The organism is Streptomyces sp. NRRL F-2664, from assembly GCF_000719345.1.
Lineage (GTDB): Bacteria > Actinomycetota > Actinomycetes > Streptomycetales > Streptomycetaceae > Streptomyces.
In genome coordinates, this window is sequence record NZ_JOFX01000032.1 from 40,594 (window position 1) to 57,012 (window position 16,419).

13 protein-coding genes are annotated in these 16,419 nt (G+C 73.5%); 4 read left to right on the forward strand and 9 right to left on the reverse strand.

Translation table 11 applies throughout. The features are described 5' to 3' along the window. Window positions 1-167: 167 nt before the first annotated feature. A complete protein-coding gene (locus tag IF89_RS0124960) occupies window positions 168-866 on the forward strand; it encodes an esterase/lipase family protein (RefSeq protein WP_043194370.1) in 699 nt (232 codons plus the stop codon). A gap of 81 nt (window positions 867-947) precedes the next feature. On the opposite strand, the gene IF89_RS0124965 is transcribed toward IF89_RS0124960, so the two are convergent. Further along, window positions 948-2,459, reverse strand: a complete 1,512-nt coding sequence (locus tag IF89_RS0124965; protein ID WP_234327860.1) for a DHA2 family efflux MFS transporter permease subunit — start codon at window positions 2,457-2,459, stop codon at window positions 948-950. A 354-nt stretch (window positions 2,460-2,813) separates the two neighbouring features. Here IF89_RS0124965 and IF89_RS0124970 point away from each other — a divergent pair, with 354 nt between their 5' ends. Next, window positions 2,814-3,620, forward strand: a complete 807-nt coding sequence (locus IF89_RS0124970) for an SGNH/GDSL hydrolase family protein (RefSeq protein WP_051807568.1) — start codon at window positions 2,814-2,816, stop codon at window positions 3,618-3,620. Window positions 3,621-3,750: 130 nt separating this feature from the next. Then, on the forward strand, window positions 3,751-4,326 hold the full coding sequence (locus IF89_RS0124975; RefSeq protein ID WP_234327861.1) for a hypothetical protein: 576 nt from the start codon (window positions 3,751-3,753) through the stop codon (window positions 4,324-4,326). 142 nt (window positions 4,327-4,468) lie between these two features. Here IF89_RS0124975 and IF89_RS40980 read toward each other — a convergent pair whose 3' ends face one another. Genes IF89_RS40980 through IF89_RS0124990 form a run of 3 tightly spaced genes read right to left on the reverse strand, consistent with a single transcriptional unit; the run spans window position 4,469 to window position 12,443 of the window. Next, window positions 4,469-5,200, reverse strand: a complete 732-nt coding sequence (locus tag IF89_RS40980; protein ID WP_051807574.1) for a 4'-phosphopantetheinyl transferase family protein — start codon at window positions 5,198-5,200, stop codon at window positions 4,469-4,471. Next, complete coding sequence (locus IF89_RS0124985; protein WP_030772310.1) at window positions 5,197-9,972, reverse strand: type I polyketide synthase; 4,776 nt, start codon at window positions 9,970-9,972, stop codon at window positions 5,197-5,199. Before IF89_RS0124985 ends, IF89_RS40980 begins: the two co-directional genes overlap by 4 nt. Continuing rightward, window positions 9,969-12,443 carry an MMPL family transporter gene (locus IF89_RS0124990; RefSeq protein WP_078628490.1) on the reverse strand — a complete coding sequence of 825 codons (2,475 nt, stop codon included), beginning with the start codon at window positions 12,441-12,443 and terminating at the stop codon, window positions 9,969-9,971. The genes IF89_RS0124985 and IF89_RS0124990 overlap by 4 nt, the downstream gene beginning before the upstream one ends. Window positions 12,444-12,790: 347 nt before the next feature. On the opposite strand from IF89_RS0124990, the gene IF89_RS0124995 reads away from it, so the two are divergent. Continuing rightward, window positions 12,791-13,018, forward strand: coding sequence for a hypothetical protein (locus tag IF89_RS0124995; protein ID WP_030772313.1), 228 nt, complete (start codon window positions 12,791-12,793; stop codon window positions 13,016-13,018). 248 nt (window positions 13,019-13,266) lie between these two features. Here the strand turns inward: IF89_RS0124995 and IF89_RS0125000 are convergent, their stop codons facing one another. From IF89_RS0125000 to IF89_RS0125020, 5 genes are all read right to left on the reverse strand, one after another. Next, entirely contained in the window at window positions 13,267-14,211 is a 945-nt protein-coding gene (locus IF89_RS0125000; protein ID WP_030772316.1) for a class I SAM-dependent methyltransferase, read from the reverse strand. Between the two features lie 376 nt (window positions 14,212-14,587). After that, window positions 14,588-15,103 carry a hypothetical protein gene (locus tag IF89_RS47095; protein ID WP_199820556.1) on the reverse strand — a complete coding sequence of 172 codons (516 nt, stop codon included), beginning with the start codon at window positions 15,101-15,103 and terminating at the stop codon, window positions 14,588-14,590. Between the two features lie 56 nt (window positions 15,104-15,159). Next, complete coding sequence (locus tag IF89_RS0125010) at window positions 15,160-15,438, reverse strand: hypothetical protein (protein WP_030772320.1); 279 nt, start codon at window positions 15,436-15,438, stop codon at window positions 15,160-15,162. A 154-nt stretch (window positions 15,439-15,592) separates the two neighbouring features. Further along, a complete protein-coding gene (locus IF89_RS0125015) occupies window positions 15,593-15,859 on the reverse strand; it encodes a DUF4235 domain-containing protein (RefSeq protein WP_030772323.1) in 267 nt (88 codons plus the stop codon). Further along, window positions 15,856-16,353: a DUF3618 domain-containing protein gene (locus IF89_RS0125020; protein WP_030772325.1), complete on the reverse strand. Its 498-nt coding sequence runs from the start codon at window positions 16,351-16,353 to the stop codon at window positions 15,856-15,858. Before IF89_RS0125020 ends, IF89_RS0125015 begins: the two co-directional genes overlap by 4 nt. Window positions 16,354-16,419: the final 66 nt, after the last annotated feature.

Sequence of the window (16,419 nt, forward strand, 5' to 3'; positions counted from 1 at the left end):
CCGCGGCAGGCCCGGGCGGGGCGGCTCGTCGTCGCCGAGGGCATGGGGGCCTGCGTGTGAACGCTCGGGGCGGGGAAACGTTCCTCGGGTGATGCAGGGCGGGCCGGTCGGGTGATGGACGGCGCGCAGTGCGGTCGAAGGAGCGCGACGGCGCTACAACGCTGGCTGTGACTTACAGCATCCGGTGTGCATTCCGCGTGATCGCCCTCGCTTCCCTCGCCGTCCTTCCTCCGGCCGCTGCTGCTCCGGTGGTGGCGGCCCAGGTGGCGGCCGTGCCCGATCCGGTCGTCTTCGTACACGGCTGGAACAGTGACGGGTCGACCTGGACCACCATGGCCGACCGGTTCCGCGCCGACGGCTGGCCGGCCGACCGCCTCCACCGGTGGAGCTATCCCACCAGCCGGTCCAATACGACGACCGCCTCCGAGCTGGCCCGCGAGATCGACCGCGTGCTGGCTGCCACCGGCGCCTCCCAGGTCGACCTCGTCACGCACTCCATGGGCGGCCTCTCCTCCCGCTACTACCTCAAGAACCTGGCTGGGGACGCCAAGGTCGACGCATGGGTGTCCTTGGCGGGTCCCAACCACGGCACGGGTGCCGCCTACTGGTGCGGTGGAGCCTCGTGCGCCGAGATGCGTCCGGGATCTGCGTTCCTCAACGAGCTGAACGCCGGCGACGAGACGCCCGGAACCGCCCGCTACGCCACCTGGCGCTCCTCCTGCGACGGCATCGTCACACCCGAGGAATCCGTCGTCCTCGACGGCGCGTTGAACACCCGCACGTCGTGTCTGCAGCACACCGCCTTCCCGACCGATGCGGCCGTCTATCAGCAGGTCAGGGACTACATCGCGGCAGCAGGCAGGTAATCGCGTGGGGTGCTGGTTCGCCGGAGGCGGCCCGCGTGCCCGTCCTTCGTCGCGGCGGGCACCGGGCCGATCACCGGGGAGTCAGGGGGTGTGGACGGTGGTGTCCTTCGTGGTGCCGTCTTCGTCCTGGGCCTGCGGCGCAGCAGGCTGGTGCGGGACGGGTGGGGTGCGGATCAGCAGTGCGACCAGCACGGCCAGGACACCGAGCGCGGCGCCGACGCCGAATCCCCACTGGATGCCCGTGGCGAGGGCGCCGGCGGGTTCGGCGCCGTCGGCTGCCGCCGTGGCCGCCTGCCCCGACATGATGCTGATGACCAGGGCGGTACCGGCGGCGGCAGCGACCTGTTGGAGCGAGCCCAGGATGGCGGAGCCATGGGGGTAGAGGTGCGGTGGCAGTACCGACAGACCGGAGGTGAAGACGGGGGTGAAGACGAAGGCCATGCCCGCGCTCAGGGCCACGTGGAGGGTGAGCACCAGCCACGGTGAGGTCTGTTCGCCCGTGAGGGCGAACAGCGCGAGACACAGCGCTGTGAGGACGGCTCCGGGAACGACCAGGCGTGGTGCGCCGAATCGGTCGTAGAGCTTGCCGACCTGCGGTCCGAGCAGGCCCATGGTCAGGCCGCCGGGGATGAGGAGCAGCCCGGTCTGCAGCGAGGTCAGGCCGCACACCTCCTGCAGGTAGATCGGCAGCAGGATGAACGCACCCATGAGGGCCATGAACGACAGGCACATCAGGCCCAGCGCCACCGCGAAGTGACGGAACGTCAGTGCGCGCAGGTCCAGCAGGGGGGCGGAGGAGCGCTGCAGCGCCAGTTGCCGCCATACGAACAGCCCTACGAGCACGGCGCCGGCCAGGGTGACGGCCTCCGGGGGCAGGGGGGCCTGGGCGGCGTTCTCGGCGCCGAGTCCGCTCAGGCCGTACACCAGGGCGCCGAAGCCCGCTGCCGCCAGGGGGACGGACATCCAGTCGATGGGGACGGCCTGCGGCTCGCCGATGTTGACCAGGTTGCGCAGACCGAAGACGACCATGGCTCCGGCGATGGGAAGCACGGCCAGGAACAGCAGTCGCCACGACCCCAGTTGCAGCAGTACGCCGGAGACGGCGGGCCCGAGGGCGGGTGCGACGGAGATGACGAGGGTGATGTTGCCCATGACGCGGCCGCGGTCGTGCGGGGGCACGAGGGTCATCAGCGTCGTCATGAGCAGCGGCACCATGACGGCGGTGCCGCCGGCCTGGATGACGCGGGCGGCCAGCAGTACGGGGAAGGCCGGCGCGGCCGCGGCCAGAGCCGTACCGGCGAGGAACAGTGCCATCGCGAGGCCGAAGGCGGTTCGGGTCGTCACGCGCTGGAGGAACCACCCCGTCACCGGGATGACGACCGCCATGGTGAGCATGAAGGCCGTGGACAGCCAGCCTGCGGCGGCTGCGGTGACGTCGAAGTCGCGCATGAGCCGCGGGATCGCGTTGACCATGATCGTCTCGTTGAGGAGGACGACGAAGGTGGACAGCACGAGGATCCGCAGCACGGCGGTGACGCGGGCGGGTGGGAGGGTGGGTGTTGCGTGGGGTGCGGGCATGATGCCTTCCGTCATGTGAGTGTCCTCCGTACCTGGCAGGTCTCTCTGACAGACGGCGGCGCCGGGAAGAACTCATCGGTCTTCCCCGATCCTGTCGGTGCCGCCGTCCGAGCTCAAACCATTTCGACGCCCCCGAAACGGACGGGAACGGTCCGACTGGACCGGATACAGGCGCCGGCGGTTCGGGAGCGCCCGCCCCTCCCCCGGTGGGTGCGGCCGTCGCCGCCGGGGGGTGCGGCGTCGCCGCCAGGGGGTGCGCGGAAATCAACAACCCGTTGCGCGCGTCTATCCGCGGAGCCTTCGCCACTGCTAGAAGAGTGACGCTTCAACAACTCCTGTTCCCCACAACACGTCAAGGAGTTTCTTGTCATGTTCGCGACACATCGGAGACGGGTCCTGCCCGCTCTGCTCGCCCTGGCGACCGCGGCGACTCTCGCTCTGGCACAACAGGCTTCCGCCGCCCCGGCCGCGGGAGAGCGCTTCGTCGCTCTCGGCGACTCGTACTCCTCGGGGGTGGGCGCCGGAAGCTACCTGTCGGACAGCGGGAGCTGCCAGCGCAGCAGCAAGGCCTACCCGTCCTTGTGGGCGGCGGCCAACGCCCCCGCCTCCTTCTCCTTCACCGCCTGCTCAGGAGCCACGACCGGTACGGTCCGGAGCAGTCAGCTGAGCCCGCTCAACAGCTCCACCACGCTCGTCAGCGTCACCGCCGGCGGCAACGACGTGGGCTTCGCGAGCGTCATGCAGACCTGCGTCCTGCAGAGCGAGGCGACCTGTGTGAGCGCCGTGGACAACGCCATCGCGCAGATCACCAACACCCTGCCCGGCAACCTCTCCTCCCTCTACGGCGCCATCCGCAGCAGGGCCCCTCAAGCCCGTGTCGTCGTCCTCGGCTATCCCCGCTTCTACCAGCTCAACGGCGGTTGCATCGCCGGCCTGAGCGAAACCGAACGAGCCGCGATCAACCGGGGCAGCGACGCCCTCAACGGGACGCTCGCGAAGCAGGCCGCCAACGCCGGCTTCGCCTACTCCAGCGTCGTGGACGAATTCACCGGCCACGAGATCTGCTCGGGCGCAGCCTGGCTGCACAGTGTCTCGGTGCCCGTATCCAACAGCTACCACCCCACGGCTGCGGGCCACTCGGGCGGGTACCTCCCCGCCTTCCGCTCCGCCGTGTGACCTGCCGGACGACATCCTCAGGGTCTGGCGTACGCCCGGAAGTCCACGCGGGTAGACCGCCGTCGTCCACCGCTTCGCACCCCGCCCGCCCGCGTACTTCGGTCCGCGCGATCCGCACTCGGAGGAAAGCTTGACGTTCCCCAAGGCCCCCACAGGCCCCCGCGCCCACGACGCGGCTCCCCACCGCCCCGCAGGCAGCACGCTCCGCTGCGTCCTCACCGCCTTCGCCCTCGTCCTCGGCGCGTTCCTCGCCCCCGGCGTCGGCGTCGTCGGCGGGGCCGGCGAGGCCCACGCGGCCACCAGGATCAGCCACGCCACGGCGACCTCCATGTTCCGCAGCTCCGCCATCACCTGGTCCTCCTCCGGCGGCTGCTCGGACCGCAACAACCCGACCTGCACCTCCTTCGAGCAGCTCAACCTCGCCACGGCGAAAGGCGCCCAGACCCTCAAGAGCGCCAGTGGCTGCGCACTGAACATCACCGGCGGCACGGAGACCGGCCACGCCGGCGGCACCTACTCGCACTGGAACGGCTACAAGCTCGACTTCAGCAAGTACACATGCGTCGGGAACTACATCAAGAGCACGTTCACCTACATCGGCGTCCGCGGTGACGGCGCCCCGCAGTGGAGGTCGGGGGCGGGCAACATCTACGCCGACGAGGGCAACCACTGGGACGTGCTCTTCTACAACTGCGGCGGCTGCTGACCGGCAGCACGCAGTCCCGCGGTCTGCCCGCCCGGACCCCGGCCGGGCAGACCGTGTGCGGGCTTCGGCCGGGACGAGCGGGGCGGGGCGGCAGCCGTCGGAAGACGGACAGCAGCAGTGATCTGCACGACGAACTCCCGGTCTACGGGCCCCTTCCCGCGGGCGGGTCCTGTGGCGGGGCCTCGGGGCGTCGGCCGGAGCAGGTGTCCGATGGGGGCGGGGGCGCCAGTACGAGGGCCAGGACGGTGTTGTCCGTGTGCCAGAGCATGGTGTGGCGGCGGCCGGTGAGGAGGGGCGGGTGCAGGGCGAGCAGCGCGATGCGGCGGGGGGCCGGGCCGAAGAGGGAGCTGCGGTCCGCCTTGACGGCCGCTTCCTTCAGGGCCCAGGCAGCGGCTGCGGCTTCGGGCCGGTCCGTGCCGACGAGGGTGCGTTCCGCGGGTGACAGGACGTGGTCCGCGGCGCGGTGCACTGCGGCGGCCGAGGCCGTCTCGCACAGGTCGACGCCCACCGGTTGCGGTGCGAGGGCGGCCGCTGCGTGGCCGGTGGTGTGGCTGACCGACACGTGCCAGGAGGGCGTCGGCGCTCCCCCGACGACGAGGTGGGGGCTGCCGTCGTCACGGGGCAGGACCTCCACCTCCGCCGGCGGGACGGCGAGGACGTCCCCCACCAGGCGCTTGGCGAGCAGTCGGCCCTGCGTCCACTCGGCGTGCCGGCGGACCGGGAGCGCCTCCAGCACCCGTTGCTCCGCCGCCGAGAGGGGCGGTGGCCGGTGCAGGGCCGGGCGCCGGGCCACGACCAGGGCTGCTCCGCCCCACCGGTGGACCGGGCCCGGCGTGATCGTCGGGAAGGCGGGGTGCCCGGCGCCGGGGGTCATGCGGCGGCCACCTGGTCCAGTTGGCGCAGTTCCTGCGCCAGTGCGGTCACGGTGTGCCGGATCTGGCCGGGGGTGTGGTCCCGTGTGACGAAGAAGCGCAGCCGGGCCATGTGCTCGGGGACGGCCGGGTGGAGGATCGGATTGACGCTGACGCCCCGCCGGAACAGGGCCTGCGCCAGGCGCAGTGCCTTCAGCGAGTCCCCGACGATGCACGGGACCACTGGTGTGCGGTGGCTGTCGCCGGTGTCGACGCCCGCGTCGCGGGCGAGGCGGACGAACAGCGCGGCGTTGTCCGCCAGTCGGGCCACGCGCTCCGGTTCGTCGCGCAGCAGCCGCAGTGAGGCCAGGCATGCGGCGGTGTCGGCCGGGGTCATGCCGGCGCTGTAGACGAAGCCGGGAGCGGTGTAGCGCAGGTACTCGACGACCGGGCTGCTTGCGGCGACGTAGCCGCCGCAGCCGGCCAGGGCCTTGGACAGGGTGCCCGACCACAGGTCGACGTCGCGGCGGTCGATGCCGAAGTGCTCGCCGACGCCGCCGCCCGTCGCGCCGGTGGTTCCGATGCTGTGGGCCTCGTCGACCATCAGCAGTGCGCCGTGGCGCTGCTTGACCGCGACGAGGGCGGGCAGGTCGGCGATGTCGCCGTCCATGCTGTAGACGCCCTCGATGACGACGAGTACGCGCCGGTACTGGTGGCGGACCTGTTCGAGCAGGTGGTCGAGGGCGGCCGCGTCGTTGTGCGGGAACGGTCGCCGGGTGGCGCCGGAGAGCCGGCAGCCCTGGAGGATGCTGTCGTGGGCGAGGGCGTCGTGCACGACGAGGTCGCCCGGGCCGACGAGATGGCCGATCACGGTGACGTTGGTGGCGTGCCCGTTGGCGAGGGTGACCGCGGCCTCGCATCCGAGGAGGGCGGCGAGTTCGGTCTCGAGTTGCGTGTGGAGGGGGCGGCTGCCGGAGAGGAGGCGGCTGGCGGACACCGAGGTGCCGTAGGTGTCGATCGCCTGCTTGGCGGCCTCGTTCACCCGGGGGTGTGTCGCCAGGCCCAGGTAGTTGTAGCCGGAGAAGGAGAGGAACTCCCGGCCGCCGATGACGGTCGTGTCCGTCATACCGCGCTCGTGGACGAGGAAGTAGGGGTTGGACAGTCCGGTGCCGGCCAGGGCGCCGACGCGCTCGGCGTGGGCGGTGACCTCGGGGAAGCGGTCGATGCGGGTGTGCTCCTCGGGTCGTGGCGCGGGGTGGGTGGGGCCGCCGGGGTCGGCGGGCGGGTCCGCGGCAGGAGGCGGGGGCGGGGGCGGGGGTACGTCGCCTCCCTCGCACTGCTCGGCGCGCTGTTCGGGGACGGTGCCCGGTGCGGGTTCGGCGGTGGCGCCGGTGAGGGCCGCGGTGGCGAGGGTGAGGGCCGCGGCGACGCCGCCGACGGTCGGCCGGTCCGCGTCGTGTTCGTCGAACGTCCATTGCGGCCACTGCCTGCGGAGGGCCGTGAACAGGTCGGTCAGCATCAGTGAGTCGAAGCCGAGGTCGTCGGTCAGCAGCTGTTCGGGGCGCAGGTGGTCGACCGGGAACGCGGAGATCCGGGCTATGTGCGCGAACACGGATGCGGTGACCTCGGCGGCGTCGGCGGCCGCAGCGGGCTCCTCGCCGGTCGCGGCGGGCTCCCCGCCGGCCGGGGCGCGGGCGGCCCCGGGGAAGCGGGACATGAGCTCCACCTGGTCCCGGACCAGTTGCCGCAGATCGTCCATGGGGTGCACCGGCGGGTCGTACGCACCGGAGGGCTCCGGGTCCACGGGGGCCCCTCCAGGGTCCTGTCCGGGTGCCGTGGGCCGGGCGGGGGGCACCTCGGCCGGGGAGTCGTGCGGCGGCGGTGCCGCCTTCGGCGGAGTCGTGCGTCCGGCCCAGTACGACTGTCCGGCGAGTCTGGCCACCGGCAGGTCGATCAGGTGGCGCTCGTGGGCCGCAACCGGCGCGCGCGGGTCGACGGGGACGCCCAGGACCGCGAGTCGGGCCAGAGCCTGCGCGAGGGTCCGTGCGCCGTCCGGTGCCGCGCCGGTTGCGGCGACGAGGTGCACGTCGTCCCGGTCGGCGAGGTTGCGGCGGACCGGGTCGAGGAGCGAGCCGCCCCCGCTCACCTGGAGGTACAGGCGGGCTCCCGCGTCGTACGAGGCGCGCACGGCGTCGGCGAACCGCACCGGCGCGGACGCGTGGCGGGCCCACAGCTCGCGCAGTTCCTCGGGGTCGGTGCACGGTGTCCCGCTGACGGACGAGACGAACGCCAGGCGGGGAGGGTGCACACGGCGGCCGGCGAGGTCCGTGCGCACGGTCTCCTCGGCGCGGGCCAGCCGCGGGGAGTGGAAGGCGTCGGACACCTCCAGCGTCACGGTGGCGATGCCGGCGTCGGTGCAGGCCCGCCGGACGTCGGCGAGACCCTGCGGCGTGCCGCTGAGCACGACCTGCCGCGGGTGGTTGTAGCAGGCGAGCCATACGTCGTCGATGCCGGTGAGGAGCCTGCGGCAGGTCTGCGGGTCGCTCTGTACGGCGATCATTCCGCCCCGCAGTGCGTTCCCGGCCCGTCGGAGGGCCGCGCCCCGGTGTGCCAGCAGCCGTACGGTCTCCTCCCCGGTGAGCGCTCCGGCCGCCGCGGCCGCGGCGAACTCTCCGACGCTGTGGCCGAGGGCCAGGTCCGGAACCACGCCGCAGTCGGCGAGCAGTCGGGTGGCGGCGATCTGGACGGTGCCGAGGAGCGGCTGGCACACCTCGGTGTCGGCGAGCCGCCGCCCGAGCTCTGCGGCGGTGCTGCCGCCGGGGGCGGGTGCCGTCCGGCCGGGGTCGTCGGCGGGCGCCGTTTCGCCGTACAGCAGTGCGGCGGGGTCGACGTCCGTGGTGCGGCGGACCTCGGAGCCGAGTGCGTCGAGCACGGTGCGGAAGCCGGCGAACCGTTCGTACAGGTCCCGCATCATGCCCGGCCGCTGGCTGCCCTGGCCGGGGAAGACGAAGGCGATGCGGCGCTGCGCGGCCGGCAGGGGGGCGTCGGCCGCGAACGTGCCCTCGCCGAGGTCGCCGCGGGCGCCTTCGGCCAGGCGTGCGCGGGCCCGCAGCAGCCGCCGGGTGAACTCCTGCGTGTCGGCGGCCACGATCGCGAGGCGGGCCTTGAGCGGCTCGCGGCCGCCCAGGGTGTGCGCCAGCGCTCCCACCGGTGTGCGGGGGGCTCGTTCCACCGTGTCCAGCACCTCGCCGAGGTGCAGGTCGAGCAGTTCGACGGAGCCGGCCGAGAGCAGGACGACCTGCGCGGCACCCTGCGTGCCCTGCGCGCCGCCGGCCACCGGCCGGGCGGGCGCGGGGGTCGGGGCGGGGGCAGGGGTCGGGGCGGGGGCAGGGGTCGGGGCGGGGGCCTCCTCCAGTACCACGTGGACGTTCGTGCCGCCGAAGCCGAACGAGCTGACGGCGGCCCGGCGCGGAGTTCCCGTACGCGGCCAGGGCCGTGCGGTTTCGGCGAACCGCAGACCCGCGGCTCCGACGCCCAGGTCGGGATGAGCGGTGGTGCGCGGCTGCGGCACGATCGTGCGGTGGTGGACGACCAGGGCCGTCTTGATCAGGCCCGCCATCCCGGCCGCGGCCAGGGAGTGCCCGATGAGGGCCTTGCCCGCGCCGAGGTAGCAGAGTGAGGGGTCGTCGTCCGGGTACTCGGTGCGCAGCCGGCGCAGCGCCTCGATCTCGGCGCGGTCGCCGGACCGGGTGGCGGTTCCGTGGGCCTCCAGGAAGGCCACGGACGACGGGGGGAGGTCCGCGTCCTGGTAGGCCCGGCGCAGCGCGCGCAGTTGGCCCTCGGGCGCGGGGGCCAGCGGGCCGGGGGACGCGCCGTCGTTGGCGGAGCCGACGCCCTTGATCACCGCGTAGACGCGGTCGCCGGCGGCGAGGGCGTCCGCGAGCGGCCGGATGACCACGGCCCCGGCGCCCTCGCCGAGGACGAAGCCGTCGGCCTGTTCGTCGAAGGGGCGGCACACCCCGGTGGCGGACAGGGCGCGCAGGGTGGAGAAGCCGATGAGGCTGTCGGGGGTCAGGTTGACGTAGACGCCGCCGACGACGGCGATCCGGCAGCCGCCCTGGCGCAGTTGTGCCACGGCCTGGTCCAGGGCCACCAGGGAGCCGGAGCAGGCGGCGTCGACGGCGAAGCTGGGGCCGCCGAGGTCGAACTGGCGGCTGACCGTTCCGGCGGCCATGTTGAGCAGGCTCCCGGGCAGGCTGAAGGGCTGCACGGTGGCGAGCCGTCCGGCGTGCTCCCGGACCGCGTCGAGGGCGGCGGCGAGGGCGGGGTCGGTGGCGCCGTCGTCGGCCGCCGAGCGCCGTGCCTGGTCGGCCAGGGCGATGGCCCGGATCGGGGCCGTCATGACGTCCTTGTAGTCGGACACCGACATCGCGCAGAAGACCCCGGTGTTCTCGCGGTCGAAGTCGCGCCGGCCCAGTCCCGCGTCGTCGAGGGCCTCGCGGGTGACGTCGAGCATCAGCCGGTGCTGCGGGTCCGTGGCCCGCGCCCGGGCGGGCGGCACTCCGTAGTGGAGGGCGTCGAAGCGGTCCACGTCGTCGAGGAGGGCGACCTGGTCGGTGTATGCGGCGTGCGGGGCGGACGGATTGCCGGGGTCGTGGAAGACGTCGTGGTTCCAGCGCTGCGCGGGGACCGTGGAGAACTGCCGTTCCCCGCTCATCAGGAGCTTCCAGTAGGCGCGGAGGTCGCGGGCTCCGGGGAAGCGGCAGCCGAGTCCGACGATGGCGATGTCAGTCATGACGGGTCTTCCTTGTCGTGGTGCCCGGGCCGGACGGCTGCCGGGGCGGTGGGGTCGGTACGGGGGGTACGGGCGGTGGGCGCGGGTCGGGCGGTGGGCGCGGCGGCGGCGTATTCGGGGTCGGCCGCGGGTGCGGGCCGTGGCGGCCCCACGGCGTTCTGCGGCAGGTGCCGGGTGGTGGGCTGAGGGGGCGGATGAGGGGATGTGAGGCGCGAGGGCTCGCGGGGCGGCCGGTGCGGCGGTGTGCGCGCGGGCCTGCGGGGTGGCCGCTGCGGCCACGGCGTCCACCAGTTCAGGCCGCCGGCCAGGCGCATGAGCGCCGGTACGAGCACGCCCCGGACGAGCGTCGCGTCGAGGAGGACGCCCAGGCCCGCGCCGATCCCGAAGAACTGCAGGAGCGAGACCCGGGAGGTGCCGAAGCCGAGCAGGGTGAAGGCGAGCAGCGCCCCGGCCGTGGTGACGATGCCTCCGGTGCGGGCGATGCCGGAGACGATGGCGCAGGCGTCGTCCTGCCCGGCGTCGTGCGCCTCCTTGATGCGCGCGAGGACGAACACCTCGTAGTCCACCGACAGTCCGAAGACGATGCAGAACAGCAGCACGGGCATGGTGGTGCTGAGCGGACCGGGGGTGAAGCCGAGCAGGTCCCGCAGGTGTCCCGCCTGGAAGATCCACGTCATGGCGCCGAGGACGGCGGCGAGGCTCAGGGCGTTCAGTGCGATGGCCTTCAGCGGGAGCAGCAGGCTGCGCGTGAAGCCGAGCAGCAGCACGAAGGTGGTCGCGGTGATCACGGTGAGGGCCAGGGGGATCCGGTCGCCCACCGTGTCCTTGGCGTCCACCAGTACGGCGCTCGGTCCGCCGACGAGGACGGCGGCGCCGGCCGGGCCGGGGGTCGCGCGGATGTCGCGTACGAGTTGCTGCGCGGCGCGGGAGTGCGGGTCCACCAGCGGTACGACCGACAGCCGGGCGGTAGCGGCGGGGGCGTCCGCGGATGGGGCGGGGCCGGGCAGCGGGGCGGGGCCGGGGAGCGGGGCGGGGCCGGGGAGCGGGGCGGAGCCCGGCAGCGGGGCGGGCGCGCCGTTGCGGAAGGTGCCCTCGGGCGTCACGACCTGGGCGACCTGCGGCAGCGCGGACAGGGTGCGGGCGTGGTCCACCCGGGCCGACGGGGACGCCGTACCGGTGGTGAGGACGGTGAGCGCGCCGGCGCCCTTCATGTCGAAGGCGCCGCGCACCAGGTCGCCGGTCTGCCGGGCGGCCGAGCCCGCCGGCAGCGCCCGGTCGTCGGGGGTGGCGAAACCGGCGTGGGCGAACGGTCCGGCGAGCAGCGCCAGCAGTCCGATCACCGGCAGCGCCGCCAGCAGCGGACGGCGTACGACGATCCGCGCGAGCCCCTCCCAGAACCGTGAGCGCGACCCGGCGTGGGCCCGGCGGCGCCAGGGCACGGCCCAGGCGTTCACCCGTTTGCCGAGCAGCGCGAGCAGGGCCGGCAGCACGGTCACGGCGCTCACCGCGGCGATCACCACGACGGCGATGCCGGCGTAGGCGAAGGACCGCAGGAAGTACGGCGGGAACACCAGCAGTGTGGCGAGCGCGGCGGATACGGTCGCGGCGCTGAAGACGATCGTGTGGCCGGCGGTGCGCACGGTCCGTACGGCGGCGGCGCGCGGTGCGTACCCGCCGGCGAGCTCCTCGCGGAAGCGTGAGACGACCAGCAGGCCGTAGTCGATGCCCAGGCCCAGGCCGAGCGCCGTGGTGAGGTTCAGTGCGAAGACGGAGACGTCGGTGACGCTGCCGAGAACCTTCAGGGCGAGCAGCGTCCCGACGACGGCGAGGACGCCGATGAGCAGGGGCAGGGCGGCGGCCACGACGCTGCCGAACACGAGGACCAGCAGGATCAGGGTGCCGGGCAGGACGACGGCCTCGGCCCGCTTCAGGTCGGACTCCGACAGGTGCTGCAGCTCGGCGTCGACCAGCGCGGACCCTCCGACGCGCACCGTCAGGGCATCCTCCCCGGACCCGGACCCGGCCCGGGTGGTGAGCTGTTCCCGCAACCGCTCGACGCGCGCGCCGAGCCGGTCCCCCTCGCCGTCCACGTGCGCGACCAGCATGGCGGCGCGGCCGTCCCGGCCGCGTAGCTCCGCCGCGCCGCCGCTCCAGTACGAGGTCACCGCGCTGACGTCCGGCTCGGCGGTCAGGCGCCTGGTCAGGGCCTCGCCCGCGGCCCGGGCGGCCGGGCTGTCGACGGAGCCGGCGCGGGCCTGCGCGACGACGACCAGGTTGGGGGACTCCCCCGCGTGGCGGGCGGCGAGGACGGCGGCCCGGCTGGACTCGGACCGCGGGTCGTCGTACCCCTGGGTCTTCAGCCGTCCGGTCGCATCCGCGCCGAACACGGCCGCCAGCAGCAGGAACACGAACGCGGCGAGGAGGACCAGTCGGGGACGACGGGTCGCAAGGCTCCCTGCACGACGGAACATCGGGGCCTCCGGTCCGGGTGGCTTGTCGCTCCTGCTTTTCCTCAGGACGGTCGATTGCCACCCTGCCCGGGGCAGGGAACGGGCCGTAGTCCCGGCCATTCGTCACTTGACAGGAGAGGGAGGGGGCGGTTCCGCCGGGCGAAGCGCGGGATGGGATGGCGCGACACCGCCGCCGGTGGGGCCGGGTGTATGCGACGTACGCCTTCCCGGTAGGCCCGGAGCCGGAGGCCGCGCGCGTGCAGCTCCCCGCGCCACTCCCCCGCACCAGTTCTGCGCGAAATTGGTGCGCTTCAGCGCGGGATTGATGCAACCCTGTGGCTGCCTCTGTTTCTCAGGAAGGACGCACCGTGGAGCAACTCCCCCCGCACCCCGACACCGAGCGGTACTCCGTGACCCTCTGCCCGCCGGCGGTCACGATCGTCTCGGAGCTGACGGCCGCCTCCGGCGTGAGCAAGTCCGACGTGATCAACCGGGCCGTGCTCCTGCTCGGATTCATCGAACGGGAACGCGCCAAGGGCAACGACCTGATGATCCGCGACAGCACCGGCACCCTGGAGCGCATCCACATCATCTGACCGCCGGGCCGGGGAGCCGGGGAGCCGGGGAGCCGGGGAGCCGGGGAGCCGGGGAGCCGGGGAGCCGGGGGAACGATACGGGTCGGACGTCCCGGCCCTCGGCGGACGGCAGTTCGGCCGGTGCCGCGCCGCCGTCGGGCGGCGGTCGGTTGCCGCGGGATCCGGCCGCGGGACGGGTCACCTCACGCACCGTACGCTGCGTCGGCCCCCGGACCGGGTGGGGTCCGGGGGTGTGGGGCCTGTGCGCGTCAGCCTCTGCGGCGGCGGTTGCGGGCGACGATCGCGCGGGTGATCACGGGCGGGAGCAGGTCCTTGGCCAGCTTGCGCCAGCGGGCGGCGGGCCTGCGTGCGGCGGTGGGGGCGGGGGCGGGGGCCGGCGGTGCCGGTTCCGTCGGCGGCGCGGGGTGGAGGGGCTGCGGGGGCTGCGGCGCGACCACGCCGTGGTCCCCGACGCGTACCAGGGGGCGGCCGTCGATCACGTCCACGCCGTGCCAGAGGTCGGTGCGCTCCTCCAACCATGCGCGCAGGGCGGCCTGGTGGGGCGCCGGGTCGCCCCAGGTTGCGTAGAGTTTCGAGGCCGAGACGCAGATGGGGTGCAGGTCGCCCGTGACCACGGCGGTCCAGACGGCGGCCGCGACGCCGGGGCAGTGCTCGGAGCGGTAGTCGTCGAAGACCACCACGGCGTCCGGGGTCGTCAGCAGGCGCGAGGAGGCGATGTCCGTGACGACGTGCTCGTAGAGGTGTGAGGCGTCGATGTGGACGAATCGGCAGCTCCCCGGTTTGACGCGGTCGGCGACAACCGAGGTGGGGGCCTGGATCACCGTCGGCAGTGCCTCGTGGAAGGCCAGGTAGTTCGTCTCGAAGCCGCGCCGGGTGAGCGTGGGGTAGGAGCTGCGGTTCTCCGCGACGTTGAAGTCGTCCGTCGCGGGCGAGTCGAAGAGGTCGCAGACGGTGAACTCCTCGCCGGGCCGGAGGTACCGTCCGAGGAAGATCGCGCTCTTCCCCATGAAGGCGCCGAGCTCCAGGAGGTCGCCCGGCTGGTCCTCAGTGCTGTTCTGACGCGTCAGGAACCAGTCGAAGAGCACCTGGTCGTAGTCCGAGAACCACCCTTTGACCTCGCCGTACGTGGTGGGGACGAGCGGGGCCGGCTCACCGTCGGGGGTAGTGACGGAAGCTTGTGAAACGTGCGACACGGAGAGTCATCCTCCAGCGGAGTGGCATCGGTTTTCACGCTGAGACCCGGCCGGGTAACGGAACACTAAGCCCTGGGGGGACGTGTGACGAGATGTGAGCGGGATCGATCTTGATTCCCGTCACCGGGGTGGGGATGGTGTAGTGCGGTGGCCGCGGATTTCGTCTGCGGCGCGGCCGCCCCGGCCTCCCATGGGTCGCACCCCTGCCCTGCCGCGGGGGGCGTGCCGGACTCCGCCGCGCGGCGGGGGCGGTGTGGACACGCCCGGGGTCGGAGCCCGCTCATCACCGCAGCCGGTTCGCCGGCCGTACGGGTCGGGCCCGCCGTCCGCCGGTGGCCCGCGGACGTCGTCACGGCGCCGAACTGGAGGGGGTTGGTCAGCCGGCGGCGAGGAGGGGGCCGGTCTGTTCGTGCGGGGTGGGGTCGGCGTGGGGGCAGGGCGGGGCGGGGGTGAGGGTGGGGATGCGTATGCGGCGCAGGAGGTCGCGGGTGGCGCGCTGGTGCAGTGTGCTGCTCCAGGTGAGTCCCGGGTGGCGGGAGCGCAGGTGGGAGAGTGCGCGGGTGCCCAGGCCGGTGCTGCGGAAACGGTCGTCGATCACGATCGCGGTGATGACTCCCCGGGCGCAGTCCTGGCAGATCCGGTACTGGATTTCGCCGACGACCTGGCGGATGTGGACGAGGAGCAGGCATTCCTCGCCGGGGCCGGGGGCGTGGGGGATGTGCGTGGACAGGAAGTCGATGGCCCGGTAGGCGAGGATCCGGCGGCGCAGGCGGCCGGTGAGGCGGCTGCGGCGGGAGTGCCTGGCCCCGGTGCGGGCGGGTGGCGGTGTCGCAGCTGCGGGGGCGGGGCCGAACAGACTGCTGCTGGTGGGACGCGCATGTTGTCCGTGCATGTTCCCTCGTGTGCCCAGGCCGCAGGCGGATACCCGCTTCCCTCCTTCGGAGGTCACTACGGGGGGTGTTCGCTTCCGTGGCGGGGGTGGAGCGAGGTGATCCTGTTCCGGTACTGCTCCAGGTGGGCGTCGGTTTCCGCGGGGGCCGGTTCGAGGTAGGCGGCGTGCAGTTCGGCCACGCGGTCGGCGCGCGGACAGAGGGCTGCGGGGCCGGCGGCGTCGTGTGCGTCGCGGACCGGTCGGGTGGCCTGCCGGCGGGTGAGGAGCACTGCGGTGGTGACAGCGGTGGTGACAGCGGCGGCGGCGATGGCGGGGAGCCGAAGGTGCGCGGCCACGCTTGTTCCTCCTTGGGTGGGTGTTCGGCGACCGGGCCGGATCGGACGGGCGGGCGGGGGCGTTGCGGGCCCGGCCCGGGGGCGGAGCCGACCGCCCCCGCAAGCGGGCGGCGCCGACCCCGGGGGCGTGGGGTCGGCGCCGGTCCGGGGCGGCTCAGCCGGGCCAGGTGCCGGTGAGGCGGCGGGTGGTGGCGGCTCCTGCGCGGTCGACGGCCGCCTTGACGACGGCGAAGATCGCTCCTTGCAGGGCCGCGGCGATCAGGACTTCGCGCCAGGTGCGGTCCTCGTCGGTGGCGTCGGGGGCGTCGCCGTCGTGGCTGATCATCTTCCAGGCCTGCTTGAAGGCCGCGCCGGCGATCATGCCGCTGGTGGCGCCGAGCGCCAGTCCGATCGGCTTGTAGGCGATCTTGGATGCTTTCATCGGCGCCTCCGGCTGCGGCGCAGGAGCAGGAGGACGACGACCGCGGCGGCCGCGGCGATCAGCGGGGTGCGGTTGGCGCGTGCCAGGGTGGCGGCCCGGTCGGCCTTTTCACGCACCGGGTCCGGCGTCTTCTCGGCGGCGAGGTGTCCGGCCCGGGCGGCGGTGTCGCGTACCTGGGCGGCGGCGTGTGCGGCTTTGTCGAGGAGGGGGTCGGGCGTGTTGTCCTTCACCAGCCGGCCGGCGTGCGCGGCCTTGTCCCGGAGCTGGTCGGTCACCTGGGCGGCCTTCTCGGTGGCCTGTTCCTGGAGCTTTGCCGCCTTCTCGGTGGCCTGTTCCTGGAGCTTTGCCGCCTTCTCCTTCGCCTGGGCCTTGACGTCCGCCTTGCCTGCCAGGGCCTCGACGGTCTGGCCGAGTTCATCGCGGGTGTGTTCGACCTGTTTGCGCAGTTCCTCGGGGGTGGGCGAGGGCTGCTTGTCGCCCTGGGGGGTGTTCATCGGGGTGCTGCCTCCTTCTTCTCGGCCGCGTGGGCCTGGCGCTGTCGATGGCCTGCTCCGGTGCAG